Genomic DNA, 25,533 nt, shown 5'->3' on the forward strand with positions numbered 1-25,533 from the left:
CGGGCGGTGCGCTGCCCGGACCGCATCCGCGCGTCCATGCACAAACCGGGGGAAAGCCATGTCCGGACTGGCGATCGAAAACCTGTCGATGCGATTCGACCTGCCGGGCGGCGGGTCGGTGCAGGCGTTGCAGGATGTCTCGTTGCATTTGAAGGAAGGCGAGCTGATGAGCGTGCTGGGCCCCTCGGGCTGCGGCAAGACCACGCTTCTGAACATCCTGGCCGGGTTCCTGGCCCCGACCGAGGGGCAGGTGGTGATGAACGGGCACCGGGTGACCGGCCCCGCCGCCGAGCGCGGCATGGTGTTCCAGCAGGGCGCGCTGTTCGAGTGGATGAGCGTGCGCGACAACGTCAGTTTCGGCCCGCGCATGAAGGGCATGCCCAAACTGGACATGGCCGAGGTGGTCAATCACCTGCTCGAGGTGGTGGGGTTGCAGGATTTCAAGGACAAGGCGGTCTACGAGCTGTCGGGAGGGATGCAGCAGCGGGTGGCGCTGGCGCGTTGCCTGGCCAATGACCCGGACGTGATCCTGATGGATGAGCCGCTGGGCGCGCTGGACGCGCTGACGCGGGAAAAGATGCAGAGCCTCGTGCTCAAGCTCTGGAAGGAGACCGGCAAGACCATCATCCTGATCACCCATTCGGTCGAGGAGGCGCTGCTATTGGGTGAGCGTCTGCTGGTGATGGCGCCACGTCCGGGACGGATTCACAAGGAATACCGGCTGCCCTTTGCCGACCTGGGGGTGGGGGCCGACCTGCGCGAGGTCAAGAAACATCCCGAGTACGCGCCGACGCGCGAGGAGATCCTGAACATGATCTGGAACATGGAAGAGGAAATCATGGGCCGGGTGGAGGCAGGCGCATGATCCCGCTGCTGATCTATGCCGCGATCTTCGTCGCCTCGTTCCTGATCGTGACCCGGGTGATCCGACGGGCGGCGCGGCATGATTTCACCTCGCTCAAGACCGTGACCTTCGGCGACGAGAGCGCGGTGGTCTCCGACCGCTGGGCCAGCGTGATCTCGATCGTCTCGATCTTCGTGCTCTGGGGGATGTTCACCGGCTCGGCGCTGTTGCCGGGGTTTCTGCACGCACCGGGGCCGTTCCAGGGGGTGGCCACGTTCGAATATACCGCGCAGGCGACAAACGGGGATCGCGATACCGCCACGGTGACGGTTCTGGTGCATCCGGTCGAGCAGAAGGTCGAGAACCCCGAGGTGGAGCCGGGCGACGGCTGGGCCAGGAACGACAGCGCCACGGTGGGGATGTGGCGCAGCGGGCTGATCCGGGTCGACCGCAACGACGAGATCGGCCGCGACGCGGGCGCCAGGGTGGTGGCGGTGAATGGTGAGCCGATCGGGCCGGGCAAGAGCGTGGCGACCAGGTTCGGCCGCGTCGGCATGAGCCCCAAGGGGACGCTGAATTTTGAGCCCTCGAAAGGCTGGCAAATGGAGCCGATCTGGCTGCCTTCGCCCGAGGCGGTGGTCGCCCGGCTGGCCGAGATTGCCGGCGCGGGCTTTCGCGGATCGACCCTGTTGGAGCATCTGGGGTATTCGCTGTTCCGGGTCGTCGTCGGGTTCCTTCTGGGCGCGCTGGTCGGCATCCCGCTGGGCTATGCGATGGGGCTGTCGAACTGGTTCCGCGGCTGGTTCGATCCGATCGTCGAATTCATGCGGCCGGTGCCGCCCCTGGCGCTGATCCCTCTGGTGATCATCTGGGCCGGGATCGGTGAGACCGGCAAGATCATCCTGCTGTTCCTCGCCGCCTTGTGGATCATGGCCATCGCGGCGCGCTCGGGGGTCTCCGGCGTGTCGATTTCCAAGGTGCACGCCGCCTATTCGCTGGGCGCCAGCAAGTGGCAGATCATGCGCCATGTGATCATGCCCAATTCGCTGCCCGAGATCTTCACCGGCGCGCGGGTGGCGATGGGGGTCTGCTGGGGCACGGTGGTGGCCGCCGAACTGGTCGCCGCCGAGAAGGGCGCGGGGATGATGATCATGGTCGCCTCGAAGTTCCAGAACACCGATATCGTGATCATGGGGATCATCCTGATCGGGGTGATCGGATTCGGTATCGACATGCTGATGCGCTGGGCCGAGCGGGTGCTGGTGCCGTGGAAGGGCAAGGTGTGAGCCAGGGCTGACCCCCGCCCGGAACACGCGCGAAGCGCGCCGGGCGAGCGCCTGCCCGTTCCGGCGGGCTGGCGCTTTGGCAATCCGGGCGTGCCACTCCCGGCGAAGATGTGCTTTGCCGGGATAAAGTGCTCCGCCCGACCGTTTCGGGCGCCACCCCACGGGCAGGCGCTCGCCCTTTGGGACGCGTCGCGCGAAGGGGCGGGATGCGCGGAAAGCTTGCGCCTCGCCGCCCGGCTGCCGTACTCCTGCACGGGTGCAGGAGAGAGGCTTTGAATGACCGCCAATGACCGGCAGATCCGACCCGGGTTTCCGGCGCTGCGCCCGGTCGGGCTGTCGGGGATGCTGGTGAGCTTTTCCGACCGGCTGGAGGAGCCGGCAAATCGCGCCGCGCTGGCCTTTCGCGCCGCTGTCGAGGCGGAGCGCAAGGCCGGGATCGCGGAGACCGCGACCTCGCTCGCCTCGGTGTTCCTGCGGTTCGATCCCGAGGTTCTTTCCCATGATGCGCTGAGCGACTGGCTGCAGGGGCTGCTGGCGGCGCGCGACTGGTACGCGGCGGCCCTGCCCGGGGGGCGGCGTCTGATCCGGGTGCCCACCCTCTATGGCACCGATCTGGCGCCGCAGCTGGAGGAGGCGGCGGCGGCGGCCGGGATGGGTGTGGAGGCGGCCATTGCCGATCTGGGCACGACGCGGGTGCGGGTGCTGACCATCGGTTTCGCACCCGGGCAGCCCTATCTCGGGCCGCTGGGCGCGGACTGGGATCTGCCGCGGCAGACCGCGCTGACGGCACAGGTGCCGGTGGGGGCGCTGGTGCTGGCGGTGCGCCAGTTCGTCCTTTTTGCCGCGTCCTCGCCGACCGGCTGGCGCCATGTGGGGCAGACCGCGTTTCGCTGTTTCAGGCCCGAGGCGGCGGCGCCCTTTGCGCTGCGGCCGGGCGACGAGATGCTGTTCGAGCCGGTCAGCAAGCCGGAGTTCCTGCGGATCGCCGCACGCGCGACGGATGGCGCGGGCGGCGCCGTGATCGGGGAGATCGCGGAATGAGCGGGTTGCGGGTGCATCAGGCGGGGCCGGCCTGCACGGTGCAGGATCCGGGCCGGCCGGGTTTTCTGGGCCAGGGGCTGTCGCGCGGCGGGGCGGCGGACCCGCTGGCGCTGGTCGAGGGGGCGGCGCTGCTGGGGCAGGATGCCGGGCTTGCCGCGCTGGAGATCGCCGGGTTCGGCGGTGTGTTCGAGGCCGAGGGTGATCTGCGCATCGCGCTGACCGGCGCGCCGATGGCGGCCGAGATCGACGGCGCCCGCGTGGCCTGGAACGCCAGCCATGCGCTGATGGCCGGGCAGCGTCTGAGCCTCGGGGCGGTGCGCGCGGGCTGCTATGGCTATCTGCACCTGGGTGGCGGGATTGATACGCCAAGGGTTCTGGGCGCGCGGGCGGTGCATCTGGCCGCCGGTCTGGGCCGGGCGGTGGCGGCGGGGGATCAGCTGCCGGCGGGGCGGGATCGCGGCGGCGAGACCGGGCTTGCGCTGGAGGTCGCGGACCGGTTCTCGGGCGGGGCGCTGCGCGTGGTCGAGGGGGTGCAGACGCCGCTGTTCGCGTTGGATGTGCGGGCGCGGTTCGAGGCGACGGAATTTGTCCGGGGCGGGCGGGCCAACCGGATGGGGGTGGCGCTCGATTGTCCGGGCGAGGGGTTCGCCGCAGAGGGGCAGTTGGCGATCCTGTCGGAGGTGATCGTGCCCGGCGATATCCAGATGACCGGCGACGGGCGCCCCTTTGTGCTGCTGCCGGAATGCCAGACCACGGGCGGCTATCCGCGCATCGGCACGGTGATTCCCTGCGACCTGCCGAAGGTGGCGCAGGCGCCGGCGGGGGCGCCGCTGCGGTTTTGCTTCGTCAGCCGGGCGGTGGCGCTGGAGGCCGAGGCGCGGCATGCGAGCCACCTGGCCGGGTTGCGGCGCGCGCCGCGGCCGCTGGTGCGGCATCCGGGCGACATTCCCGATCTGCTGGGCTATCAGTTGATCAGCGGGGCAGTCTCGGCCCATCACGAGCCGTAAGGAGACAGCGAATGACCAAATCCGTCGATCTGAACGCCGATATGGGCGAAAGCTTTGGCGCCTGGCCCATGGGCGATGACGCGGCGCTTTTGCATGTCATCAGCTCGGCCAATATCGCCTGCGGCTTTCACGCGGGCGACCCGGATGTGATGGCCAGCACCATGCGCGCGGCGGCCTCGGGAGGGGTGGGGATCGGCGCGCATCCGGGGTTCGACGATCTTCAGGGGTTCGGGCGGCGGCGGATGCATGTTCCGCGCGAAACGCTGGAGAACATGATCCGCTATCAGCTTGGCGCGGCGAAGGGGATGGCGCAGGCGCTGGGGGTGCAGGTGCGGCATCTGAAGCTGCACGGGGCGCTGTCGAACATGGCCTCGGAGGATGCGGAGCTGGCGCGGGCCTGCTACGCGGCGGCGCTTTCGGTGGATCCCGAGATCATCGTGATGGTGCTGGCCTCGACCGCGCAGGAGCGCGCGGTGCGCGATCTGGGCTGTCGCTGGGCCGGCGAGATCTTTGCCGACCGGGCCTATAACGACGATGGCACGCTGGTGGACCGCAGCAAGCCCGGCGCGGTCATCCACGCGCCCGAGATCGTCGGACCGCGCATGCGGCAGATGGTCGAGGAGGGGGCGATCATCACCGAGAGCGGCAAGCGCATCCCGGCGGCGATCGATACCATCTGCCTGCACGGGGACACGCCGACGGCGGTGGCGCTGTCCCGGGCGGTGCGCGCCAGCCTGGAGGCGGGCGGTGTCGCCATTCGCCAGTTCGGCGGGCGCGAGGCGGGCTGACGCCCGCTGGCGCATGTGCAGAAAAGGCTTGCAATTGGTGGGGCGGGAATCAAAAGTGAAAATGAATTCAGTTTCAGTTTTGAGGAATCATGCCCGCTTTTGCCAGCACGAGACAAGCCGGTGCGTCAGCCCGGCGTTATGCCTATGCCGCGTTTCTGGCGGCGCAGGCGGCGGATCAGCCGAAGGGCGAGCGCACGCGCGCGGCCATGCTCGGGGCGGTCTGCGCGCTGTTGGACGACCACACCCCCCAGGATCTGACCATTTCGGCGATCTGCGGGCAGGCGGGCCTCTCCAACGGGGCGTTCTATGTCTATTTCAGCGATCGCCGCCTGTTGCTGGACGATCTGTTGACCGGGTTCGTCGGCTATGCCCGGGCGGCGATGCGGGCGGCCAGCCGGGCGCAGCCGGACGATCCGGTGCGGGCGGCGACCCGGGCCTATGTCGCGCTGTTCCGCGACAACCGGGGTCTGATGCGCTGTCTCGTGCATCACCTCGACGGCTTTCCCGAGGCGCGCGCGGCGTTCCAGAGGTTCAACCGCGACTGGCTGGAGGGCGTGGTGTCCTCGGTCGAGCGGGACCTGGCGCGGCAGGGCCGGTCCGGGACGATCGCGCGGGACGAGCTGCTGCGCCGCGCCTATGCGCTGGGGGGCATGGTGGACCAGTACCTGTCCAGCCTGTTGCTTTCGGAGGACCCGGCGCTGCTGGCGGTGTCGGGTGACGAGGCGGCGGTGCTCGACACGCTGGACCTGATCTGGGAGCGGGGGATGCAGGTATGAGCGGATGCCTCAAGGGGGCCGAGCGGATGCCGTGGAGCGAACTTGCGCCCCAAGTCGCCGCGCTCTGGCAGGCGCAGCGGGGCTATGTGGTGGAGCATTCGGCGTTTTACCGCGCGCTTTGGGCCGGGCAGGCGCCGCCGGAGCGGCTGGAGGATCTGCCCGAACTGCCGCTGTCGGACAAGGCGATGTTGCGGCAATCGCAGGCCGATCATCCGCCGTTCGGCTCCTACCTGGCCTCGGCGCGGCGGGCGGTGAATCGGCTGCACCGGACCTCGGGCACCACCGGGCAGGCGATGAACCTGGCGCTGTCGGCGCGGGATGCGGCGGTGACGCAGGAGGTGGGCGGGCGCTGCCATGCCGCCGCCGGGCTGACCGCCGAGGATACGGTGGTGCATTGCCTGAACTATCAGATGTGGATGGGCGGGTTGACCGATCACATGACGCTGGAGGCGACCGGGGCGCTGGTGGTGCCCTTTGGCGTCGGCGCGACCGAGCTTCTGGTGCGAACCATCCGAGAGCTGGGGGTGACGGCGATTTCCTGCACGCCGTCCTATCCGGCGGTGTTGGAGCGGGTGATCGCGGAGAAGTTTCCGGGGATCACGCCGCGCGATCTGGGGCTGCGGCTGGGCCTGTTCGGCGGTGAGCCGGGGCTGGACGATCCGGCGTTCCGCGCCCGGCTGCGCGAGACCTGGGGGATGGAGCCGAGGAATGCCAATTACGGCGTGTCGGACGTGTTCTCGAACTTCGCGGCGCAATGCGAGGACGATTCCCACCTGCATTTCATGGCGGCCGATGTGCTCTATCCCGAGCTGATCGACCCGGACAGCGCCGCGCCGCTGCCGATCGAGGCGGGGCAGGAGGGGGAGCTGGTGCTGACCCATCTGTTGCGCGATTGCCAGCCGCTGGTGCGGTTCCGCACCGGCGACATCATCCGCATCGCGGTGACCGCTCCCTGTTCCTGCGGGCGGACCGGGTTCCGCTTCTCGGTGGTGGGGCGGTCGGACGATATGGTGGTGGTGCGCGGGCTGAACATGTTTCCCAGCATGGTGGCGGCGGTGGTCAACGGCTTTGACGCGCTGTCGGGCGAGTACCGGATCGAGTTGTCCGGACCGCCGCCCTATGACGTCCTGCCGGTGGCGGTGGAACTGGCCGAGGAGGGCGCGCAGACGCCCGACCTCGCGGCGCGGGTGGAACAGGCGATCAAGGCGCGGCTGGGGGCGACGGCGCGGGTAGATGTGCGGACGGCGGGAAGTTTCCCGCGCACCGAAGGAAAGACCAAACGGGTGATACGGGGGACAAGATGCGCGAATTGACCTATGAGACGGTGTTGAGCACGCCGGGCGAAAACGGGGTGCGGGTCATCGCGCTGAACCGTCCGGGCAGCCTGAACGCGATGAACCGGCAATTGATCGAGGATGTGGCGCGGGCGTTTGACGATGCCAACGCGGACCCGGATACGCGGGCCATCGTGTTCACCGGCACGGGCAAGGCGTTCTGCGCCGGCGACGACCGGCGCGAACACGTGCATCCCGAGACGGAAGAGCAGGCGCGCGACCTGGTGAACGCGATCCAGCGGGCCACCCATGCGATCACCTTCGGCGCCAAGCCGGTGGTCGGCGCGATCAACGGCTGGGCCGTGGGCGGCGGGTTCGAATGGGCGATCAACTGCGACTTCCCGATCTGGGGCGAGAGTGCGAAGGGGTTCTTTCCCGAGGTGTCGCTGAACCTCTTCGTGACCGGGGCGGTGACCTCGCTGTTGCCGGCGATGGTGGGGATCGCCAAGGCGCGGGAAATGCTGATGCTGGGCGAACGCTATGACGCCGCCGAGCTGAAGGACCTGGGCGTGGCCTGGCGGGTGGCGCCGGATTCGGAGCTGATGACGCAGGCCGTGGCGGTGGCCGAACGGCTGGCGGCGCTGCCGCCGCTGGCGGTGCGGGCGATGAAGCGGGTGCTGAACGCCGCCGGCCAGACCGACCTGAACCGGGCGCTGGCGCTGGAGACCGAGGCGACGGTGGCCGGCTTCATGGACCCGGAGACCACGCGGTTGCTGAAGGATTTCTGAGGGGGCGGGGTGCGCCGGGCTGAAGCCCGGCCTACGGGCAGGGCGCGGGTTGCGGGGTGCGCCGGGCTGAAGCCCGGCCTACGGGCAGGGTGCGGGTTGCGGGGGGTGCCCTGTGGGCCGGTGCCGATCCCTGGCCTTGCATCGGGGCCTGCATCCGTCTATACGCCCCCGGTGGTCCGCATGGGCCCGACTCACAACCAAGAAACGCCGTGGTCGTCCTGTTCGCTTCGGGGGCGCATCCGGCAATGGAGAAGCGATATGAAACTGCACGAACTGCGCGACAATCCCGGCGCGACGAAATCCCGCAAACGCGTTGGCCGTGGCCCCGGCTCGGGCACCGGCAAGACCGCCGGTCGCGGTATCAAGGGTCAGAAATCCCGTTCGGGTGTGGCCATCAACGGCTATGAGGGCGGCCAGATGCCGCTCTATCAGCGTCTGCCCAAGCGCGGCTTCAACAAGCCGAACCGCAAATCCTTTGCGGTGGTGAACCTCGGGCTGATCCAGAAATTCATCGACGCCGGCAAGATCGACGCCGGCCAGGCCATCACCGAGGACGCGCTGATCGCCTCGGGGCTGGTGCGCCGCAAGCTGGACGGGATCCGCGTCCTGGCCAAGGGCGAGTTCAGCGCCAAGGCGACGATCGAAGTCACCGGCGCCTCGAAGTCGGCGATCGCCGCTGTCGAGGCTGCGGGCGGCGCGCTGAAGGTCACAACTGCCGGCGCTGCCGAGTAAGCGGTTGTGGGCGGCGCGCCAGCCGCCTAAATAGATCTCAGTTTTCCATGACGCCGCCCGAGCCGGAAAACGGCTTAGGGCGGCGCAATCATAAGAGAGACCTCTTTCATGGTATCAGCAGCAGAACAAATGGCGGCGAACACCAGCTGGTCCGCCCTTGGCAAGGCCACCGATCTGCGCAACCGCATCCTGTTCACCCTGGGCCTGCTGATCGTCTATCGGCTGGGCACCTTCATCCCGGTTCCGGGCATCGACGGTGCGGCGCTGCGCGAGTTCATGGAAAGCGCGGGGCAGGGCATCGGCGGCATGGTTTCGATGTTCACCGGCGGTGCGCTGGGGCGGATGGGCATCTTTGCACTCGGCATCATGCCCTATATCTCGGCCTCGATCATTGTGCAGCTGCTGACCTCGCTGGTGCCGCAGCTGGAGCAGTTGAAGAAAGAGGGAGAGCAGGGCCGCAAGAAGATCAACCAATACACCCGCTTCGGTACGGTGGCGCTGGCCACGGTGCAGGCCTATGGGCTGGCGGTGTCGCTGGAATCGGGCGATCTGGCCACCGATCCGGGGCTCTACTTCCGCTTCTCGACGATGATCACCCTGGTCGGCGGCACCATGTTCCTTATGTGGCTGGGCGAACAGATCACCGCGCGCGGGCTGGGCAACGGCATCTCGCTGATCATCTTCGTCGGCATCATCGCCGAGGTGCCCGCCGCGCTGGCGCAGTTCTTTGCCTCTGGCCGGTCGGGCGCGCTGAGCCCGGCGGTGATCGTCGGCGTCGTGCTGATGGTGATCGCGGTGATCACCTTTGTGGTGTTCATGGAGCGCGCGCTGCGCAAGATCCACATCCAGTATCCGCGCCGCCAGGTGGGGATGAAGGTCTATGACGGCGGCTCGTCGCATCTGCCGGTCAAGGTGAACCCGGCGGGGGTGATCCCGGCGATCTTCGCCTCGTCGCTGCTGCTGCTGCCGGTGACGATCTCGACCTTTTCCTCGGGTGCGGCGAGCGGTCCGGTGATGTCCTGGCTGCTGGCCAATTTCGGCCCCGGCCAGCCGCTCTATCTGCTGTTCTTCGTCTCGATGATCGTGTTCTTCGCCTATTTCTACACCTTCAACGTGTCGTTCAAACCCGATGACGTGGCCGACAACCTGAAGAACCAGAACGGGTTCGTTCCCGGTATCCGCCCAGGCAAAAAGACGGCCGAGTACCTGGAGTACGTGGTCAACCGGGTCCTTGTGCTGGGCTCGGGGTATCTCGCGCTGGTCTGTCTGCTGCCGGAAATCCTGCGCGGTCAGTTCGCGGTGCCGTTCTATTTCGGCGGCACATCGGTTCTGATCATCGTGTCGGTGACCATGGACACCATCCAGCAGGCGCAAAGCCACCTTCTGGCGCATCAGTACGAGGGGCTGATCGAGAAGTCGCAGCTGCGCGGGCGCGGCAAGGGGGCAACCAAGAAACGCACCAAACGGGGGCCGGCACGGCGATGAACATCATTCTTCTGGGACCGCCCGGTGCGGGCAAGGGAACGCAGGCACGGTATCTTGTGGAAGAGCGCGGCATGGTGCAGCTGAGCACCGGCGACATGCTGCGCGAGGCCAAGGACAGCGGCACCGAGATGGGCAAGGTGGTGGCCGAGGTCATGGCCAAGGGCCAGCTTGTCACTGACGAGATCGTGATCGGCCTGATCCGCGAGAAGCTGGAGACGGTCAAGGCCAACGGCTTCATCTTCGACGGCTTCCCGCGCACCCTGGCGCAGGCCGACGCGCTGGGCGAGCTGCTGGAGTTCGAGGGCCAGACCCTGGATGCGGTGATCGAGATGGAGGTCGATGACGAGGCGCTGGTGCAACGCATCACCGCGCGGTCGACCTGCGGCAGTTGCGGCGAGGTCTACAATGACATCACCAAGCCGATCCCGCCGAACGGCAAATGCTCCAACTGCGGCGGAACCGAGTTCAAGCGCCGTGCCGACGACAACGAGGACAGCCTGCGCACCCGGCTGATGGAATACTACAAGAAGACCTCGCCGCTGATCGGCTATTACTACGCCAAGGGCAATCTGACCCGGATCGACGGGCTGGGCGAGATCGATACCGTGCGCGGCGCGATCGCGGCGGCGCTGGACAAGTAACTGCGGGGGGTTGACCGCGCGGTCAAAACCCCATATCGACCCGCATCCCGCAAGGGAATCAAAGGCGCGGCGCGGGATTCGCCCGCCCCGCCGATCACCTCATAAACGGCTGACCCGCTGGCCCCACTGCCAAGGTCAATCGTTGTGAAAAAAGGTTCTGGAGTTACGGAACCGCAACGAAAGGAAAGTGACACGTGGCACGTATTGCCGGCGTAAACATCCCGACTGCCAAACGGGTTCCCATCGCCCTCACCTATATCACCGGAATCGGCAACGCCTCGGCCAGGGCGATCTGCGACGCGGTCGGCATCGACCATGCCCGCCGGGTCAACGAGCTGAGCGATTCCGAGGTTCTGCAGATCCGCGAGCATATCGACGCCAACTTTACCGTCGAAGGCGACCTGCGCCGCGAGACCCAGATGAACATCAAGCGCCTGATGGACCTTGGCTGCTATCGCGGTCTGCGCCATCGCCGCAACCTCCCCGTGCGCGGTCAGCGCACCCACACCAACGCTCGCACCCGCAAAGGCCCCGCAAAGGCCATTGCCGGCAAGAAGAAGTAAGGGAGGGTTCGATCAATGGCACGCGAAAAGACTCGTACCAAGAAGAAAGAGCGCAAGAACATCGCCGCCGGCGTGGCGCATGTGAACAGCTCGTTCAACAACACCAAGATCCTGATCTCGGACGTGCAAGGCAACGCGATCGCATGGTCGTCCGCCGGCACCATGGGCTTCAAGGGGTCGCGGAAATCCACCCCCTACGCCGCCCAGATGGCGGCCGAGGACGCTGGCAAGAAAGCCCAGGATCACGGCGTGAAAACGCTGGAAGTCGAAGTGCAGGGCCCCGGTTCGGGCCGTGAATCGGCGCTGCGTGCGCTGGCTGCCGTCGGGTTCAACATCACCTCGATCCGTGATGTGACCCCGATTGCGCACAACGGCTGCCGCCCTCCGAAGCGCCGCCGGGTCTAAGGGCAAGGACAGTTTTGACGGGGCCGCGCGGATGCACGGCCCCGATCCGTCATTTTAAACCTCGGGCGTCTGCGCTTTACGGACATGGAGCACAGACAGGAATGGAGGGACCGCATGATCCACAAAAACTGGGCTGAACTGATCAAGCCGACGCAGCTTGAGGTCAAGCCGGGCAACGATCCCGCGCGCCAGGCCACCGTCGTGGCCGAGCCGCTGGAGCGCGGTTTCGGGCTGACGCTGGGCAACGCGCTGCGCCGCATCCTGATGTCGTCCCTGCAGGGCGCCGCCATCACCAGCGTGCAGATCGACAACGTGCTGCACGAGTTTTCCAGCGTCGCCGGCGTGCGCGAGGATGTCACCGACATCATCCTCAACCTCAAGGGCGTGTCGCTGAGCATGGAGGTCGAAGGCCCCAAGCGTCTTTCGATCAGCGCCAAGGGGCCGGCCGTGGTCACCGCCGGTGACATCAGCGAGAGCGCGGGCATCTCCATCCTGAACCGCGATCACGTGATCTGCCACCTCGACGACGGCGCCGACCTGTTCATGGAACTGACGGTCAACACCGGCAAGGGCTATGTCTCGGCCGAGAAGAACAAGCCTGAGGATGCGCCGATCGGCCTGATCCCGATCGACGCGATCTATTCGCCGATGAAGCGGGTCAGTTATGACGTGCAGCCGACCCGCGAGGGCCAGGTGCTGGATTATGACAAGCTGACCATGAAGCTGGAGACAGACGGATCGGTCACGCCGGACGACGCGGTGGCCTATGCCGCGCGCATCCTGCAGGATCAGCTTTCGATCTTCGTCAACTTCGAAGAGCCCGAGGCCGCCGGCCGCGGCGAAGAGGACGAAGGGCTGGAGTTCAACCCGCTCCTGCTCAAGAAAGTGGACGAGCTGGAACTGTCGGTCCGCTCCGCCAACTGCCTGAAGAACGACAACATCGTCTACATCGGCGACCTGATCCAGAAGACCGAAGCCGAGATGCTGCGCACCCCGAACTTCGGCCGCAAGTCGCTGAACGAGATCAAGGAAGTGCTCTCGGGCATGGGGCTGCACCTGGGCATGGATGTCGAGGACTGGCCGCCGGACAATATCGAGGATCTGGCCAAGAAGTTCGAAGACACGTTCTGATCGGCGTGCCGGGCTGAAGCCCGGTCCACGAAAACGGGGCAGGCCGGGCGTTCGCCCGGCCCGCCGCGAATGCCCGGGATATCCGGGGAATGACATGGGCAACCGCCCCAAGGAGAGCCGGTGACACGCATCGCCGGACGGACAAAGCAAAACCGCCCGTAGAGGGCACGATTTGGAGAATAGAAAATGCGTCACGCTCGTGGCTATCGCCGCCTCAACCGCACCCATGAACACCGCAAGGCGCTGTTCGCCAACATGGCCGGGTCGCTGATCGAACACGAACAGATCAAGACCACCCTGCCCAAGGCCAAGGAACTGCGCCCGATCGTCGAAAAGCTGATCACGCTGGCCAAGCGCGGCGATGTGCATGCCCGCCGCCAGGCCGCCGCCCGGCTCAAGCAGGACCAGCACGTTGCCAAGCTGTTCGAGATCCTCGGCCCGCGCTACAAGGACCGCCAGGGCGGTTACATCCGGGTTCTGAAGGCCGGCTTCCGTTATGGCGACATGGCGCCGATGGCAATCATCGAGTTCGTCGACCGCGATGTCGATGCCAAGGGCGCGGGCGACAAGGCCCGTGTTGCGGCCGAAGAGGCCTTGGAGGATTAATTCCGGTCCGAGGTCTGACAGTTTCAGGGGCGCTGCCGGAACGGGCGGCGCCCCTTTTTCGTGTCGTCCGGTTGCCCGTCGTCCTGTTGCCTAGGGCGCGTCGAGGTCCGCCTTGATCAGGCGTTCCAGGTCGCGGATTGTGTGGTTGGCCATGTTCTTGGGGATCTCGGCCACCACCCTGGATTTCACCTCCGGGTGCAGCTCGTCGCGCAGCTTGCCCAGCAGGTCGGGGGCGGCGGCGATCACCAGGTGGGCATAGGCGCCCTTGTGGGCATGGCCATAGAGAATCCCGGCCAGGTCCTTGGCGAATCTGTCGCGGGCCAGCACGTGCCAGTCCGATTGTTCCATCGCCGAGCTTTGGCCCGGGCCGGTATCGGCGCGCCGGCCCGGACGGTCGGCGTTGTCGGCGACCTCGGGCTGCTCCTCGCGGGAGATGACCTCGAAATTGGGATCGGCGTGATCGGTCAGGTTGCGCATCAACAGCGCCTTTTCGCTGTCCGCCACGACGATCCAGGTTCCGTTCGTCAGTTTGGCCATGTACCTCCTCCTTTTCGTCTGTCCCGGCGAGTGTATCTGCGCGGCGGCCCCGGGGTAAAGCGCCGTACCGCCCCCCGTGACGGTTTGCGCGGCAGCTTGCAATCGCGACAGGCGGGGCGCATATCGACGGCAACCGAAAATGGAGGCGCCGATGTTCCGCTTTCTGATGATCGCACTGGGCCTTGCGCTGGCCACAGCGCCGATGGGTCCGGTGCGGGCCGAGACCCGCGTGCCGCAATCGCAGGCCGAGATCTCTCTGGGCTTTGCGCCCGTGGTCAAGCGCGCGGCGCCGGCGGTGGTCAACATCTATGCCCGGATCGTCACCCAGGTTCAGGACAGCCCGTTTGCGGGCGATCCGTTCTTTGCCGACCTGTTCCGCGGCTTCGGCACGCCGCGCCCGCGGGTGCAGAATTCGCTCGGCTCGGGGGTGATCCTGGCGGCGGACGGCATCGTGGTGTCGAATTACCACGTGGTCGGGCAGGCCACCGATATCCGCGTGGTCACCTCTGACCGGCAGGAATACGAGGCCCATGTGGTGCTGTCTGACAAGGAGGCGGATCTGGCGATCCTTCAGCTGGACGGAGCCAGCGGGCTGCCCTATTTGCCGCTGCGCGATTCCGATCACGTCGAGGTGGGCGAACTGGTGCTGGCGATCGGCAATCCGTTCGGCGTCGGCCAGACCGTGAGCAGCGGCATCGTGTCGGGGCTGGCGCGCTCCGGCGCGGCGACCGGCAATGCACGCGGCTATTTCATCCAGACCGACGCGCCGATCAACCCCGGTAACTCCGGCGGGGCGCTGATCGACGTGAACGGCGCGGTGATCGGCATCAACAGCCGCATTCTCAGCCGGTCGGGTGGCTCGAACGGGATCGGCTTTGCGATCCCGGCCAACCTGGTGGCACAGTTCGTCAAGCAGGCCGAGGACGGCAACACGGTGTTCGAGCGGCCCTGGGCCGGAATGGCAGGGCAACCGGTGGACTCCGATCTTGCCCAGTCGCTCGGGATGAGCCTGCCCGAGGGGATTGTGATCTCGGACCTGCACCCGGAAAGCCCGTTCCGCAAGGCCGGCTTCGAGGTGGGCGACGTGATCACCGACGTCGATGGCCAGCCGGTGAACTCGCCGCCGGAAATGGTGTTCCGGATGACGGTGCGGGGGATCGGGGCCAGGGCGCAGGTGACCCGTGCGCGCGACGGGCGAACCGAGGAGATCGCGGTCGAGATGATCGCCGCGCCCGACGATCCGCCCGCCGAGGCGGTGACTTTGGACGAAAAAACCGTTGTGCCGGGGCTGTCGGTGGCCCGCGCCAACCCGGCGGTGATCGCGCGGCTCGGTCTGCCACTGTCGAGCGAGGGGGTGGTGGTGACCGATCCGGGCCCTTACGGCGCGCGGGCGGGGCTGAAGCAGGGCGATGTGATCGCCGCGATCAACGATGCCGCGATCGCGCGGCCCCGCGATGTGCGCCGCGCGCTCAGCGATCCGGGCCGATGGCTCAAGATGGACCTGCTGCGGCGCGGTCAGCGCCTGCGCCTGCGGTTCCGGCTCTAGCGGATGGCGGATCTGTTCGATTCAGGCGATACGGCAGGGGGCGAGGCCGCCCCGGCGAAAACCCGGCCGCTGGCCGACCGGCTGCGGCCGCAGACGCTGGGCGAGGTGATCGGGCAGACGCAGATCCTGGGCGAGGACGGGCCGCTGGGCGCGATGCTGGCGGCAGGCTCGCTGTCGTCGCTGATCCTCTGGGGGCCGCCGGGGGTGGGCAAGACCACCATCGCGCGGCTGCTGGCGGCGGAAAGCGACCTGCATTTCGTCCAGATCAGCGCCATTTTCACCGGCGTGCCGGACCTCAAGAAGGTGTTCGAGGCGGCCCGGATGCGGCGCGGAAACGGCCAGGGCACGCTGCTTTTCGTGGACGAGATCCACCGCTTCAACAAGGCGCAGCAGGACGGGTTCCTGCCGTATATGGAGGATGGCACCATCCTGCTGATCGGCGCCACCACCGAGAACCCCTCGTTCGAACTGAACGCGGCGCTGTTGAGCCGGTCGCAGGTGCTGGTGCTGGCGCGGCTGAGCCTGGCGGAACTGGAGCGGCTGACCCAGCGCGCGGAACAGGAGATCGGCCGCCCGCTGCCGCTGGATGGCCCGGCGCGCGAGGCGCTGCTGGAGATGGCCGACGGCGACGGGCGCGCGGCGCTGAACCTGATCGAACAGGTGATGGCCTGGACTGTCGCGGGCAAGCTGACGCCGGATCAGCTGGCGACCCGGCTGATGCGGCGGGCGGCAAAATACGACAAATCCGGCGACGAGCATTACAACCTGATCTCGGCGCTGCACAAATCGGTGCGCGGGTCGGACCCGGAGGCAGCGCTTTACTGGTTCGCGCGAATGCTGGAGGGGGGCGAGGATCCCCGTTATCTTGCGCGCCGGATCACCCGGATGGCGGTCGAGGATATTGGCCTCGCCGATCCGCAGGCGCAGACCCATTGCCTGCACGCCTGGGAAACCTATGAGCGGCTGGGCTCGCCCGAGGGCGAGCTGGCGCTGGGGCAGGCGGTGATCTATCTGGCGCTGGCGCCGAAATCCAACGCCGGCTACGCGGCCTACAAGATGGCGCGGCAACTGGCCAAGAAGACCGGCAGCGCGCCGCCGCCCAAGCATATCCTGAACGCGCCCACCGGGCTGATGAAGGAGCAGGGATACGGCGCCGGCTATGCCTATGACCATGACGCCGAGGACGGGTTTTCAGGGCAGAACTATTTCCCCGAGGGGGTCAAGCGGCCGGTGATCTACAGCCCGGTGGAGCGCGGGTTCGAGCGCGAGTTGAAAAAGCGGCTGGAGTATTTCGCCAAGCTGCGGCTGCAGCGGCAGGGAAACTGAGCCGCCGCTTGACTCCGGCCCCCTGCCGCGCGACAGACCGGCCATGATGCAATCGGTTACATATGTGGCGCTGGGCGGGGCGATCGGCGCCTCGCTGCGCTATCTCGCGGGGCTGGGGATCGTGCGGATGCTGGGGCATACCGGCTTTCCGGTGGCGATCCTGACGGTCAACGTGCTGGGATCCCTCCTGATGGGGGTGTTCGTGGTGGCGGCGGCGCACAAGGGGCTGACGCACCTGAGCCCGCTGGTGATGACCGGCATGCTGGGCGGGTTCACCACCTTTTCGACCTTTTCGCTGGAGGCGGTGAACCTGATCGAGCGCGGCGACCTGGGGCAGGCGGCGCTTTATGTCGCCCTGTCGGTGGTGGTCTCGATCCTGGCGCTGGCGCTGGGCATGATGGTAACGCGCGGGGTACTGGCATGAGCGGGGTGCAGATGATTCCGGTGGAAGAGGGCGACGGCGACCAGCGGCTGGACCGCTGGCTGCGGCGGCTGTTCCCGCATGTGAGCCAGGGCCGGATCGAAAAGATGTGCCGCAAGGGCGAGTTGCGCGTCGATGGCGGGCGGGTCAAACCGGCGACGCGGCTGCAGGTGGGCCAGCAGGTGCGCATCCCGCCGCTGCCCGATGCCGATCACAAGCCGGCGCCGGTGCGCACGCATGTGTCCGATGCCGACGCGAAGATGATCCGCGACTGCGTGATCTACCGCGACGACCATATCATCGCGCTGAACAAACCGCCGGGGCTGGCGGTGCAGGGTGGCAGCGGCACGACAAAGCACGTGGATGGGCTGAGCGAAGCGCTGCGCTTTGGCTATGACGAGAAGCCGCGCCTGGTGCACCGGCTGGACAAGGACACCTCGGGCGTGCTGGTTCTGGCGCGTACGCGCGAGGCGGCGGCGGGGATGACGGCGGCGTTCCGGCACCGCGAGACCCGCAAGATCTACTGGGCGCTGGTCGCCGGCGTGCCGACCCCCTACCTGGGCGAGATCAAGGCCGGGCTGGTCAAGGCGCCGGGCCACGGCAAGGGCGGCGAGGGCGAGAAGATGATCGCGGTGCATCCGCGCGACATCGACAGCACGCCGGGAGCGAAGCGGGCGCATACGCTTTACGCGACGCTCTACCGGGTTGCGGGGCGCGCGGCCTGGGTGGCGCTGGAGCCGCTGACCGGGCGCACCCACCAGCTGCGCGCGCATATGGCCGAGATGGGCCATCCGATCGTCGGTGACGGCAAGTATGGCGGCTCCGGGCAGGAGAACATGGGCGAAGGCTGGGGCGCGCAGATCGGCGGTATCATCAGCAAGAAGCTGCACCTGCACGCCCGCAGCCTGACTTTCGAGCATCCGGTGACGAAAAAGCCGGTCACCCTTGTCGCAGAGTTGCCCGAGCATATGAAACAGAGCTGGGACACCTTCGGCTGGGACGAGAGCCTGGCCGAGGACGATCCCTTCGAGGCGATCCGGTGAACCTGAGGCTGGTGATTTTCGACGTGGACGGCACGCTGGTGGACAGCCAGGCCAGTATCGTGGCGGCGATGACGGGGGCCTTTGGCGCCGAGGGGTTGCCGGTGCCGGAGCGGGCGGCGATCCTGTCGATCGTCGGGCTGTCGCTGGATCACGCCATGCTGCGACTGGCGCCGGAGCTGGCGGCCGAGATCCGCGCGCGGCTGGTCGAGGGCTACAAGGCGGCCTATCACGCCCACCGGCTGGAGCAGGGGGCGGCGCATTCGCCGCTGTATCCCGGCGTGGCCGAGGTGCTGGCGCGGCTGGCGGTGCGGCCGGAACTGCTGATGGGGGTGGCGACGGGCAAGTCGCGGCGCGGGCTCGATGCGCTGATCGAGGCGCATGGGCTGGAGCGGTATTTCGTCACCCGGCAGGTGGCCGACGATCACCCGTCGAAACCGCATCCTTCGATGATCCACGCGGCGCTGGACGAGACCGGGGTCGATGCCGGCGGGGCGGTGATGGTGGGCGACACCAGTTACGACATGGACATGGCGCGCGCGGCGGGGGTCGCGGGTTTGGGCGTCAGCTGGGGCTATCACGCCCCGGAGGCGCTGAAAAACGCGGCGTCGGTGATCCACAGGGTCGACGACCTGCCGCCGGCGCTGGACCGGATCTGGGAAAAGACAGCATGAGCGAGTGGAAGCAGAAACGGTTCTGGACCGAGGTGAGCGTCCAGGAAGACGACGATGGGTATGCCGTGGCGCTGGACGGGCGGCGGATCAAGACCCCGGCCAAGGCGCCGCTGATCCTGCCCGGCCGGGCGATGGCCGAGGCGGTGGCCGGGGAATGGGCGGCGCAGGACGGCGAGGTCGATCCGCTGTCGATGCCCTTTACCCGTTCGGCCAACGCGGCGATCGACAAGGTGCGTGCCCAGCATGCGGAAGTGGCCGACATGTTGGCTGACTACGGCGATTCCGATCTGCTGTGCTACCGCGCCGAGAGCCCGCAGGCCCTGGTCGAGCGGCAGGCCGAGACCTGGGACCCGGCGCTGGACTGGGCCGAGCGCGCGCTGGGTGCGCGGCTGGAGCCGCGCCGTGGCGTGATTCACCAGCCGCAGGCGCCCGAGGCGCTGGCGCGGCTGCGCGCGCAGGTGCATGCGCTCGATGCGTTCCGGCTGGCGGCGTTTCACGATCTGGTCAGCCTGTCGGGGTCGCTGGTTCTGGGCTTTGCCACGGCGAAAGGCTGGCGCGATACAGACGCCCTGTGGGAAATGTCACGGCTGGATGAGCGCTGGCAGGAGGAGCACTGGGGCTCGGACGACGAGGCCACGGCGAGCGAGGCGCACAAGCGGGCGGCCTTTGTGCATGCCAAGGCATTCCATGATTTTGCATAAGTGATCATGGGTTACGCGAAATTGGCTGACCAAGCGGAAAGCGTTACGCGAAGCCATCCGATGTCTTGATCCAACCCTTGACGTTTGTTGATGAATCCGCCCACACTCGTGGGTGCTGAAAGGGAGGAACCCATTCAGCATGGGAACCGGCGTACCTGCCGGACATGCTGCCCCTGCGGGAGGCGGCAAAATCAGGAAGAGGTGAAAATGAAAAAATCCGTATTTTTGGGCGCGCTGACTGTCGCCGGCCTGACCGCGGGTGCAGCCGTTGCGGGCACGATGGACGACGTCAAGGCGCGCGGCAAGCTGAACTGCGGCGTCACGACCGGCCTCGTCGGCTTTGCCGCGCCGGATGCGAACGGGGAGTGGAAGGGTTTTGACGTTTCCGTTTGCCGTGCCGTTGCCGCAGCCGTTCTGGGCGACCAGAACGCGGTGGAGTTCGTGCCGACAACCGGCAAGACCCGCTTTACCGCGCTGGCCTCGGGCGAGATCGACCTGCTGGCCCGGAACACGACCTGGACCTTCTCGCGCGATGTCGACCTCAAGTTCGAATTCGTCGGCGTGAACTACTACGACGGTCAGGGCTTCATGGTTCCCAAGGGTCTGGGCGTCAGCTCGGCCAAGGAACTGGACGGCGCCACCGTCTGCATCCAGACCGGCACCACCACCGAGCTGAATCTGGCGGACTTCTTCCGCTCGAACAACATCAGCTACGAGCCGGTACCGATCGAAACCAACGCGGAGGCGCAGCAGCAGTACCTTGCCGGTGCCTGCGACGTCTACACCACTGACGCCTCCGGTCTGGCCGCGACGCGCGCCACATTCGAGGCGCCGGGCGATCACGTTCTGCTGCCCGAGATCATCTCGAAAGAGCCGCTCGGCCCGCTTGTCCGCCATGGCGATAACGAATGGGGCGACGTTGTGCGCTGGAGCCTCAACGCGCTGATCGCGGCTGAGGAATATGGCATCACCTCGGCCAACATCGAGGAACTGGCCAAGGGCACCAACAACCCCGAGATCAACCGCATGCTGGGCACCGAAGGCACCCTGGGCGAAATGCTCGGCCTGGATGCCGAATGGGCCAAGCGTGCGATCGCGGCGAACGGCAACTATGCCGAGATCTTTGCCAAGAACATCGGCGAGGACACTCCGGTTGGCCTGGCGCGCGGTCTGAACGCGCAATGGACCAATGGCGGGCTGCTCTACGCACCGCCGTTCCGGTAAAAGACGCCAATCAGGGCGCGGGATCATCCCGCGCCCTTTTTGCTTTTCAGATCATTACAATACATCCGGTCTTGTCGGAGCGGGGAGCAACCCCGCCGAAGGAAAGGACCGGAGAGCCTCGGGGATCCAACGGTCATGACGACACTTTCCGACCCGCCGAAGGAGCAGTTCCGGCTGTCGATGCTCCTTTACGATACACGTTACCGCTCGGGTACGATCCAGGTGATCGCGCTGATCGGTTTCATGCTTTTGGCAGCCTGGCTGATCAACAACACCGCCCAGAACCTGGCCGAACTGGGAAAGCCGATCGATTTCGGGTTCTTCAGCGAACCGGCCAGTTATGACATCAACCAGCGCCTGCTGGATTACGATTCGCGTGACACCCATCTGCGGGCGGCGCTGATCGGGTTGCTCAACACCCTTGTGGTTGCGGTGCTTGGCTGTGCAACGGCGACGGTGATCGGCGTGGTGGTTGGCGTGCTGCGGTTGTCGCACAACTGGATCGTGGGTCGGCTGATGACGGTCTATGTGGAGATGTTCCGCAACGTGCCGGTGCTGCTGTGGATCGTGTTCATCATGGCGATCCTGATCGAGACGCTGCCGGCGCCGAGTGCGTTCCGGGGCGAGGACCCCGCCGCGAGCATGTTGCTGAGCGACAGCGTGGCCTTTACCAATCGCGGCGTCTATATCCCCGAACCGCTGTTTTCGCGCAGCCTGGGCGACATCCATCTGCTCGGCGAGGCGAGCCTGCGGTTCGACGTCAGCGTCAACCTGATCGCGATACTTGCGGTGCTGATCGGCGGGATCTGGGTTTCGAATATCATCAAGCGCCGCGCAGACCGCATCCAGGAAAGCACCGGTGTACGGCCGACCACATGGTATCTGCGGCTGGGCGTGATCCTGGTGCCGCTGGCCATTCTCCTGGCCGCGCTCGGTGTTCACTTCGGATATCCGGCGCTCAAGGGCTTCAACTTCCAGGGCGGCACGCATCTGCGAAACTCGCTGATCGCGCTCTGGCTGGCGCTGTCGCTTTATACCGCTGCCTTCATCGCCGAGATTGTGCGCGCCGGCATCATGGCGATTTCCAAGGGCCAGACCGAGGCGGCCTCGGCGCTGGGGCTGCGGCAGAACCGGATCATGTCGCTGGTGATCCTGCCGCAGGCGCTACGGGTCATCGTGCCGCCGCTGATCTCGCAATACCTGAACCTGACCAAGAACTCCTCGCTGGCGATCGCGGTTGGCTACATGGACATCACCGGCACGCTGGGCGGGATCACCATGAACCAGACCGGGCGCGAGCTGGAATGCGTGCTGCTGCTGATGCTGGTCTATCTGGTCATCAGCCTGAGCATTTCGGCGGTGATGAACTGGTACAACGAATCCGTGAAGCTGAAGGAGCGCTGAGATGTCCGATGTGTCTTTTGTCCGCACGGAAATGCTGCCCGAAAAGGCGCCGCCGCCGACATCGGCAGGTGCCATCGGCTGGGCGCGGGAAAACCTGTTCTCGGGCTGGTTCAACACGCTGCTGACGCTGGCCTCGCTGGTGGTGGTCTACTACGTGCTGTCGGCGATCGTGCCGTGGATCCTGTCGCCGACCTTCTCGGGAACCTCGCTGGGCCAATGTCGCGAAATGCTGGCCGCGGCCGGCCAGGAGTCCGGCCATGGCGGTGGCGCCTGCTGGGGCGTGATCCGCGAACGTTGGATCCAGCTGATGTTCGGGTTCTACCCGAGCGAGCTTTATTGGCGCCCCATCGCGGCCTTCGTGTTGCTGGCGGTGGCGCTGGCGCCGATCCTGTTCTCGGACAAGGTGCCGGCCAAGCTGATCTGGTTCTCGGCGGCCTACCCGTTCATCTTTCCCTGGCTGCTCTGGGGCGGCGCCGTCTGGGGGCCGATCTCGGCCGCCGCCGGTTTCGTGATCGCGTTTGTGGTCTATCGCATCGTCAGCCAGTCGATGAGTGATCTCATCGGGTTGGTCGGCGGCATCCTGGTTGCGCTGATCTGGTGGCTGGTGCTGTCGGGGATCGCCGTCTCGGCGCTGGACAGTATCCTGCCCATCGGACTCGAACCGGTGGAAAGCCGCAAGTTCGGGGGCTTCATGCTGTCGATCACCATCGGCATCGTTGCCATCGCCTGTTCGTTGCCCCTGGGCATCGTGATGGCGCTGGGGCGGCAATCGGACCTGATGATCGTCAAGTACCTCTGCGTCGGCTTCATCGAGTTCATCCGCGGCGTGCCGTTGATCACCCTGCTGTTCGTGGCCTCGACCCTGCTGAACATCTTCATGCCGCCGGGGACCAATTTCGACATCATCCTGCGGGTGCTGATCATGGTGACGCTGTTTGCCACAGCCTATATGGCCGAGGTGATCCGCGGCGGGCTGGCGGCGCTGCCCAAGGGGCAGTACGAGGGCGCCGATTCGCTGGGGCTGGACTATTGGCAGGCGCAGCGGCTGATCATCATGCCACAGGCGCTGAAGATCTCGATCCCCGGGATCGTGAGCACCTTCATCGGGGTGTTCAAGGACACCACGCTGGTGTCGATCATCGGGCTTCTCGATCCGCTGGGTCTGTCCAACGCCATCCGTGCCGACGCCAACTGGAACGGCATCGTGTGGGAGCTTTATGGCTTCATCGCGCTGCTGTTCTTCGTCTTCTGCTTCGGCATGTCCCGTTACTCCATGTATCTGGAGCGCAAGCTTCAGACCGGCCACAGGTAAGGATAGAACAATGTCTGAATTGGCTATCGAACGCGAAATCGACCGCTCCAAGATGACCGTCTCGGATGAGGTCGCCGTCGAAATCAGCAACATGAACAAGTGGTTCGGGACATTCCACGTGCTGCGCGACATCAACCTGACGGTCAACGCTGGCGAACGCATCGTCATCGCCGGCCCGTCGGGGTCGGGAAAATCGACCCTGATCCGTTGCATCAACGCGCTGGAGGAGCACCAGCAAGGTCGGATCACCGTCGACGGAACCGAGTTGTCGAACGATCTGAAGAACATCGACAAGATCCGGTCCGAGGTCGGCATGGTGTTCCAGCACTTCAACCTGTTCCCGCATCTGTCGATCCTGGAGAACTGCACGCTGGCGCCGATCTGGGTGCGCAAGACCCCCCGCAAGGAGGCGGTGGAGCGCGCCATGCATTTCCTGGAAAAGGTGAAGATCCCGGAACAGGCCGACAAGTATCCCGGTCAGTTGTCGGGCGGTCAGCAGCAGCGGGTGGCGATCGCGCGGTCGCTTTGCATGATGCCGCGGATCATGCTGTTCGACGAACCGACCTCGGCGCTCGACCCGGAGATGATCAAGGAGGTGCTCGACACCATGATCGAACTGGCAGAGGAGGGCATGACCATGCTCTGCGTCACCCATGAGATGGGCTTTGCCCGCCAGGTGGCGAACCGGGTGATCTTCATGGACCAGGGCCAGATCGTGGAGCAGAACGAACCGGAAGAGTTCTTCAATAACCCGCAGAGCGACCGGACCAAGCTGTTTCTCAGCCAGATCCTCGGCCACTGAACCGGACGGGAAAACACGGACGGGGCCGGGCGGTTCGCCCGGCCTTTTTCATTGCTCCGGCAGGTCGCGCGGAACGGTGAACCCGACCAGATCGCCGCTGCGCCAGGCCAGCTTGTCCCAGCTGTCGAGGTCGAAGTGCGCCACCAGGGTGGCGCCGGTCGGGTAATCGCGGAACCTGGGGTGGTCGGGCGGCGCGCCGAGGATCTCGGCGGCGAACTGGCCGATGCCGGGGCTGTGGCCCAGCAGCAACACGGTGTCTCCGGTGGCGCCGGAGAGCTCGCGCAGGATCTGGTTGGCGGTGACGAGGTAGAGCGTATCGCTCACCTCGGCCGGGGTGTCGAAGCCCATCCGCTCATAGGTCTCACGGGTGCGCCGCGCCGACGAGCAGAGCACCTCGTCCGGCACCAGCCCGCGGGCGCGCAGCCAGGCACCGATGGCCTCGGCCGATTTTCGGCCGCGTTTGTTCAGGGGGCGGTCGTGGTCGTTCATGCCGGGGCTGTCCCAGCTGGACTTGGCATGGCGGGTCAGGATCAGGGTCTTGGGCATGGCGGATGAAAGGACCTCATGTGCAAGGCGGATTGCGCGGGGCTCCTCTCGGCGCCCCGGCTGACCGGACAGGCGCGGCGCACCGCGCACCCCTGCAGCATACAGGATTGACCGGCAGGGCTGTCCAGATATTCGTGACAGCGGGGCACATCATAGGGCGCGGCCCCGCCGAGCGCCCCGACCGGGCAGGCGGTCAGGCAGGGTTTTCCGGCGCAACTGTCGCAGGGCGATGAAGCGGTTGCGCGGGGCAGAGCGAGCGGCTCAACGAAATGCAGCGCCCCGCGATAGGAGATCATCAGCCCGACCGTGTCATGCACCAGCATGCCGGTGGGGCTGGAAAAGGCGCGGCCGGATTTCAGCGCCCAGTCGATGAAGGGGGCGTAGGGTGGGCCGCCGAAGGGGAAATGCGCGGTTGCACCCAGGGTGGCGGCCAACCCGCCGACGACGCGCCGGGACCAGCGGTCGACCGGATCGGGCGCGCCGTGCCGCGCCTCGGGCGCGGCGGTGAAGGCGGGCCAGAAGCCGCGCCCCGCGCCCAACAGGACCAAGCTGCCGCCGGAGAGGCCCTTGGCGCCGGATGCGTCCACATCGAGGGCACCCATCACGATCAGCCCGGCCGCCCCGGCGGCGTCG

At 66.6% G+C, this 25,533-nt stretch carries 28 protein-coding genes; 25 read left to right on the forward strand and 3 right to left on the reverse strand.

Annotated features, from left to right (window positions below; all coding sequences use genetic code 11):
• Window positions 1-58: 58 nt before the first annotated feature.
• From P1U75_RS00220 to rplQ, 15 genes are all read left to right on the forward strand, one after another.
• On the forward strand, window positions 59-865 hold the full coding sequence (locus P1U75_RS00220; RefSeq protein WP_300238305.1) for an ABC transporter ATP-binding protein: 807 nt from the start codon (window positions 59-61) through the stop codon (window positions 863-865).
• Window positions 862-2,130 (forward strand): ABC transporter permease subunit, encoded by a 1,269-nt coding sequence (locus P1U75_RS00225; RefSeq protein ID WP_300238308.1) that lies wholly within the window; start codon window positions 862-864, stop codon window positions 2,128-2,130. Before P1U75_RS00220 ends, P1U75_RS00225 begins: the two co-directional genes overlap by 4 nt.
• A 276-nt stretch (window positions 2,131-2,406) precedes the next feature.
• On the forward strand, window positions 2,407-3,171 hold the full coding sequence (locus P1U75_RS00230; protein ID WP_300238311.1) for a carboxyltransferase domain-containing protein: 765 nt from the start codon (window positions 2,407-2,409) through the stop codon (window positions 3,169-3,171).
• On the forward strand, window positions 3,168-4,178 hold the full coding sequence (locus tag P1U75_RS00235) for a biotin-dependent carboxyltransferase family protein (RefSeq protein WP_300238314.1): 1,011 nt from the start codon (window positions 3,168-3,170) through the stop codon (window positions 4,176-4,178). The genes P1U75_RS00230 and P1U75_RS00235 overlap by 4 nt, the downstream gene beginning before the upstream one ends.
• A gap of 11 nt (window positions 4,179-4,189) precedes the next feature.
• Window positions 4,190-4,966 carry a 5-oxoprolinase subunit PxpA gene (locus P1U75_RS00240; protein WP_300238317.1) on the forward strand — a complete coding sequence of 259 codons (777 nt, stop codon included), beginning with the start codon at window positions 4,190-4,192 and terminating at the stop codon, window positions 4,964-4,966.
• 89 nt (window positions 4,967-5,055) lie between these two features.
• Window positions 5,056-5,742 (forward strand): TetR/AcrR family transcriptional regulator, encoded by a 687-nt coding sequence (locus P1U75_RS00245; RefSeq protein ID WP_300238319.1) that lies wholly within the window; start codon window positions 5,056-5,058, stop codon window positions 5,740-5,742.
• Window positions 5,739-7,055 (forward strand): AMP-binding protein, encoded by a 1,317-nt coding sequence (locus P1U75_RS00250; protein WP_300238321.1) that lies wholly within the window; start codon window positions 5,739-5,741, stop codon window positions 7,053-7,055. Before P1U75_RS00245 ends, P1U75_RS00250 begins: the two co-directional genes overlap by 4 nt.
• On the forward strand, window positions 7,043-7,804 hold the full coding sequence (locus P1U75_RS00255) for an enoyl-CoA hydratase/isomerase family protein (protein WP_300238323.1): 762 nt from the start codon (window positions 7,043-7,045) through the stop codon (window positions 7,802-7,804). The genes P1U75_RS00250 and P1U75_RS00255 overlap by 13 nt, the downstream gene beginning before the upstream one ends.
• A gap of 258 nt (window positions 7,805-8,062) precedes the next feature.
• A complete protein-coding gene (gene rplO, locus P1U75_RS00260) occupies window positions 8,063-8,536 on the forward strand; it encodes a 50S ribosomal protein L15 (protein ID WP_300238325.1) in 474 nt (157 codons plus the stop codon).
• Between the two features lie 108 nt (window positions 8,537-8,644).
• Entirely contained in the window at window positions 8,645-10,021 is a 1,377-nt protein-coding gene (gene secY, locus P1U75_RS00265) for a preprotein translocase subunit SecY (protein ID WP_300238327.1), read from the forward strand.
• A complete protein-coding gene (locus P1U75_RS00270) occupies window positions 10,018-10,662 on the forward strand; it encodes an adenylate kinase (protein WP_300238329.1) in 645 nt (214 codons plus the stop codon). Before secY ends, P1U75_RS00270 begins: the two co-directional genes overlap by 4 nt.
• Before the next feature lie 194 nt (window positions 10,663-10,856).
• Complete coding sequence (rpsM, locus tag P1U75_RS00275) at window positions 10,857-11,225, forward strand: 30S ribosomal protein S13 (protein ID WP_300238332.1); 369 nt, start codon at window positions 10,857-10,859, stop codon at window positions 11,223-11,225.
• A gap of 15 nt (window positions 11,226-11,240) precedes the next feature.
• Window positions 11,241-11,630, forward strand: coding sequence for a 30S ribosomal protein S11 (gene rpsK, locus P1U75_RS00280; protein ID WP_300238335.1), 390 nt, complete (start codon window positions 11,241-11,243; stop codon window positions 11,628-11,630).
• 114 nt (window positions 11,631-11,744) lie between these two features.
• The gene (locus P1U75_RS00285) at window positions 11,745-12,761 is read left to right on the forward strand and encodes a DNA-directed RNA polymerase subunit alpha (RefSeq protein WP_300238338.1); all 1,017 of its coding nucleotides are present in this window, start codon (window positions 11,745-11,747) and stop codon (window positions 12,759-12,761) included.
• Window positions 12,762-12,947: 186 nt separating this feature from the next.
• Complete coding sequence (rplQ, locus tag P1U75_RS00290) at window positions 12,948-13,367, forward strand: 50S ribosomal protein L17 (protein ID WP_300238340.1); 420 nt, start codon at window positions 12,948-12,950, stop codon at window positions 13,365-13,367.
• A 90-nt stretch (window positions 13,368-13,457) separates the two neighbouring features.
• Here rplQ and P1U75_RS00295 read toward each other — a convergent pair whose 3' ends face one another.
• On the reverse strand, window positions 13,458-13,904 hold the full coding sequence (locus P1U75_RS00295; RefSeq protein ID WP_300238342.1) for a host attachment family protein: 447 nt from the start codon (window positions 13,902-13,904) through the stop codon (window positions 13,458-13,460).
• A 151-nt stretch (window positions 13,905-14,055) separates the two neighbouring features.
• On the opposite strand from P1U75_RS00295, the gene P1U75_RS00300 reads away from it, so the two are divergent.
• The 10 genes from P1U75_RS00300 (at window position 14,056) to P1U75_RS00345 (ending at window position 24,354) form a co-directional block, all read left to right on the forward strand.
• Complete coding sequence (locus P1U75_RS00300) at window positions 14,056-15,450, forward strand: trypsin-like peptidase domain-containing protein (protein WP_300238344.1); 1,395 nt, start codon at window positions 14,056-14,058, stop codon at window positions 15,448-15,450.
• 3 nt (window positions 15,451-15,453) lie between these two features.
• Window positions 15,454-16,776, forward strand: a complete 1,323-nt coding sequence (locus tag P1U75_RS00305; RefSeq protein WP_300238347.1) for a replication-associated recombination protein A — start codon at window positions 15,454-15,456, stop codon at window positions 16,774-16,776.
• Window positions 16,777-16,819: 43 nt separating this feature from the next.
• Window positions 16,820-17,200 (forward strand): fluoride efflux transporter CrcB, encoded by a 381-nt coding sequence (crcB, locus tag P1U75_RS00310; RefSeq protein ID WP_300238349.1) that lies wholly within the window; start codon window positions 16,820-16,822, stop codon window positions 17,198-17,200.
• Window positions 17,197-18,240 carry an RluA family pseudouridine synthase gene (locus P1U75_RS00315; RefSeq protein ID WP_300238351.1) on the forward strand — a complete coding sequence of 348 codons (1,044 nt, stop codon included), beginning with the start codon at window positions 17,197-17,199 and terminating at the stop codon, window positions 18,238-18,240. The genes crcB and P1U75_RS00315 overlap by 4 nt, the downstream gene beginning before the upstream one ends.
• Entirely contained in the window at window positions 18,237-18,911 is a 675-nt protein-coding gene (locus P1U75_RS00320) for an HAD-IA family hydrolase (RefSeq protein WP_300238353.1), read from the forward strand. The genes P1U75_RS00315 and P1U75_RS00320 overlap by 4 nt, the downstream gene beginning before the upstream one ends.
• Entirely contained in the window at window positions 18,908-19,612 is a 705-nt protein-coding gene (locus P1U75_RS00325; protein WP_300238355.1) for an ATP12 family protein, read from the forward strand. The genes P1U75_RS00320 and P1U75_RS00325 overlap by 4 nt, the downstream gene beginning before the upstream one ends.
• Window positions 19,613-19,819: 207 nt before the next feature.
• Window positions 19,820-20,836 carry an amino acid ABC transporter substrate-binding protein gene (locus tag P1U75_RS00330; RefSeq protein ID WP_300238358.1) on the forward strand — a complete coding sequence of 339 codons (1,017 nt, stop codon included), beginning with the start codon at window positions 19,820-19,822 and terminating at the stop codon, window positions 20,834-20,836.
• Between the two features lie 135 nt (window positions 20,837-20,971).
• Entirely contained in the window at window positions 20,972-22,240 is a 1,269-nt protein-coding gene (locus P1U75_RS00335) for an ABC transporter permease subunit (RefSeq protein WP_300238361.1), read from the forward strand.
• Window position 22,241: 1 nt separating this feature from the next.
• The gene (locus tag P1U75_RS00340) at window positions 22,242-23,552 is read left to right on the forward strand and encodes an amino acid ABC transporter permease (protein WP_300238363.1); all 1,311 of its coding nucleotides are present in this window, start codon (window positions 22,242-22,244) and stop codon (window positions 23,550-23,552) included.
• A 10-nt stretch (window positions 23,553-23,562) separates the two neighbouring features.
• Window positions 23,563-24,354 (forward strand): amino acid ABC transporter ATP-binding protein, encoded by a 792-nt coding sequence (locus tag P1U75_RS00345; protein ID WP_300238365.1) that lies wholly within the window; start codon window positions 23,563-23,565, stop codon window positions 24,352-24,354.
• A 48-nt stretch (window positions 24,355-24,402) separates the two neighbouring features.
• Here P1U75_RS00345 and P1U75_RS00350 read toward each other — a convergent pair whose 3' ends face one another.
• Entirely contained in the window at window positions 24,403-24,900 is a 498-nt protein-coding gene (locus tag P1U75_RS00350; RefSeq protein WP_300238368.1) for a histidine phosphatase family protein, read from the reverse strand.
• Window positions 24,885-25,502, reverse strand: coding sequence for a ferredoxin (locus P1U75_RS00355; RefSeq protein WP_300238414.1), 618 nt, complete (start codon window positions 25,500-25,502; stop codon window positions 24,885-24,887). The genes P1U75_RS00350 and P1U75_RS00355 overlap by 16 nt, the downstream gene beginning before the upstream one ends.
• Window positions 25,503-25,533 lie beyond the last annotated feature (31 nt).

It is taken from the genome of Antarcticimicrobium sp., assembly GCF_029212575.1.
In the GTDB taxonomy this organism is placed as follows: Bacteria; Pseudomonadota; Alphaproteobacteria; order Rhodobacterales; family Rhodobacteraceae; genus Antarcticimicrobium.

What these genes read in the sequence shown, in the direction of transcription:
- P1U75_RS00220 (WP_300238305.1), top strand. Translation starts at nt 59, where the DNA reads ATGTCCGGACTGGCGATCGAAAACCTGTCGATGCGATTCGACCTGCCG.
- P1U75_RS00225 (WP_300238308.1), top strand. Translation starts at nt 862, where the DNA reads ATGATCCCGCTGCTGATCTATGCCGCGATCTTCGTCGCCTCGTTCCTG.
- P1U75_RS00230 (WP_300238311.1), top strand. Translation starts at nt 2,407, where the DNA reads ATGACCGCCAATGACCGGCAGATCCGACCCGGGTTTCCGGCGCTGCGC.
- P1U75_RS00235 (WP_300238314.1), top strand. Translation starts at nt 3,168, where the DNA reads ATGAGCGGGTTGCGGGTGCATCAGGCGGGGCCGGCCTGCACGGTGCAG.
- P1U75_RS00240 (WP_300238317.1), top strand. Translation starts at nt 4,190, where the DNA reads ATGACCAAATCCGTCGATCTGAACGCCGATATGGGCGAAAGCTTTGGC.
- P1U75_RS00245 (WP_300238319.1), top strand. Translation starts at nt 5,056, where the DNA reads ATGCCCGCTTTTGCCAGCACGAGACAAGCCGGTGCGTCAGCCCGGCGT.
- P1U75_RS00250 (WP_300238321.1), top strand. Translation starts at nt 5,739, where the DNA reads ATGAGCGGATGCCTCAAGGGGGCCGAGCGGATGCCGTGGAGCGAACTT.
- P1U75_RS00255 (WP_300238323.1), top strand. Translation starts at nt 7,043, where the DNA reads ATGCGCGAATTGACCTATGAGACGGTGTTGAGCACGCCGGGCGAAAAC.
- rplO (WP_300238325.1), top strand. Translation starts at nt 8,063, where the DNA reads ATGAAACTGCACGAACTGCGCGACAATCCCGGCGCGACGAAATCCCGC.
- secY (WP_300238327.1), top strand. Translation starts at nt 8,645, where the DNA reads ATGGTATCAGCAGCAGAACAAATGGCGGCGAACACCAGCTGGTCCGCC.
- P1U75_RS00270 (WP_300238329.1), top strand. Translation starts at nt 10,018, where the DNA reads ATGAACATCATTCTTCTGGGACCGCCCGGTGCGGGCAAGGGAACGCAG.
- rpsK (WP_300238335.1), top strand. Translation starts at nt 11,241, where the DNA reads ATGGCACGCGAAAAGACTCGTACCAAGAAGAAAGAGCGCAAGAACATC.
- P1U75_RS00285 (WP_300238338.1), top strand. Translation starts at nt 11,745, where the DNA reads ATGATCCACAAAAACTGGGCTGAACTGATCAAGCCGACGCAGCTTGAG.
- rplQ (WP_300238340.1), top strand. Translation starts at nt 12,948, where the DNA reads ATGCGTCACGCTCGTGGCTATCGCCGCCTCAACCGCACCCATGAACAC.
- P1U75_RS00295 (WP_300238342.1), bottom strand. Translation starts at nt 13,904, where the DNA reads ATGGCCAAACTGACGAACGGAACCTGGATCGTCGTGGCGGACAGCGAA.
- P1U75_RS00300 (WP_300238344.1), top strand. Translation starts at nt 14,056, where the DNA reads ATGTTCCGCTTTCTGATGATCGCACTGGGCCTTGCGCTGGCCACAGCG.
- P1U75_RS00305 (WP_300238347.1), top strand. Translation starts at nt 15,454, where the DNA reads ATGGCGGATCTGTTCGATTCAGGCGATACGGCAGGGGGCGAGGCCGCC.
- crcB (WP_300238349.1), top strand. Translation starts at nt 16,820, where the DNA reads ATGATGCAATCGGTTACATATGTGGCGCTGGGCGGGGCGATCGGCGCC.
- P1U75_RS00315 (WP_300238351.1), top strand. Translation starts at nt 17,197, where the DNA reads ATGAGCGGGGTGCAGATGATTCCGGTGGAAGAGGGCGACGGCGACCAG.
- P1U75_RS00325 (WP_300238355.1), top strand. Translation starts at nt 18,908, where the DNA reads ATGAGCGAGTGGAAGCAGAAACGGTTCTGGACCGAGGTGAGCGTCCAG.
- P1U75_RS00330 (WP_300238358.1), top strand. Translation starts at nt 19,820, where the DNA reads ATGAAAAAATCCGTATTTTTGGGCGCGCTGACTGTCGCCGGCCTGACC.
- P1U75_RS00335 (WP_300238361.1), top strand. Translation starts at nt 20,972, where the DNA reads ATGACGACACTTTCCGACCCGCCGAAGGAGCAGTTCCGGCTGTCGATG.
- P1U75_RS00340 (WP_300238363.1), top strand. Translation starts at nt 22,242, where the DNA reads ATGTCCGATGTGTCTTTTGTCCGCACGGAAATGCTGCCCGAAAAGGCG.
- P1U75_RS00345 (WP_300238365.1), top strand. Translation starts at nt 23,563, where the DNA reads ATGTCTGAATTGGCTATCGAACGCGAAATCGACCGCTCCAAGATGACC.
- P1U75_RS00350 (WP_300238368.1), bottom strand. Translation starts at nt 24,900, where the DNA reads ATGCCCAAGACCCTGATCCTGACCCGCCATGCCAAGTCCAGCTGGGAC.
- P1U75_RS00355 (WP_300238414.1), bottom strand. Translation starts at nt 25,502, where the DNA reads ATGGGTGCCCTCGATGTGGACGCATCCGGCGCCAAGGGCCTCTCCGGC.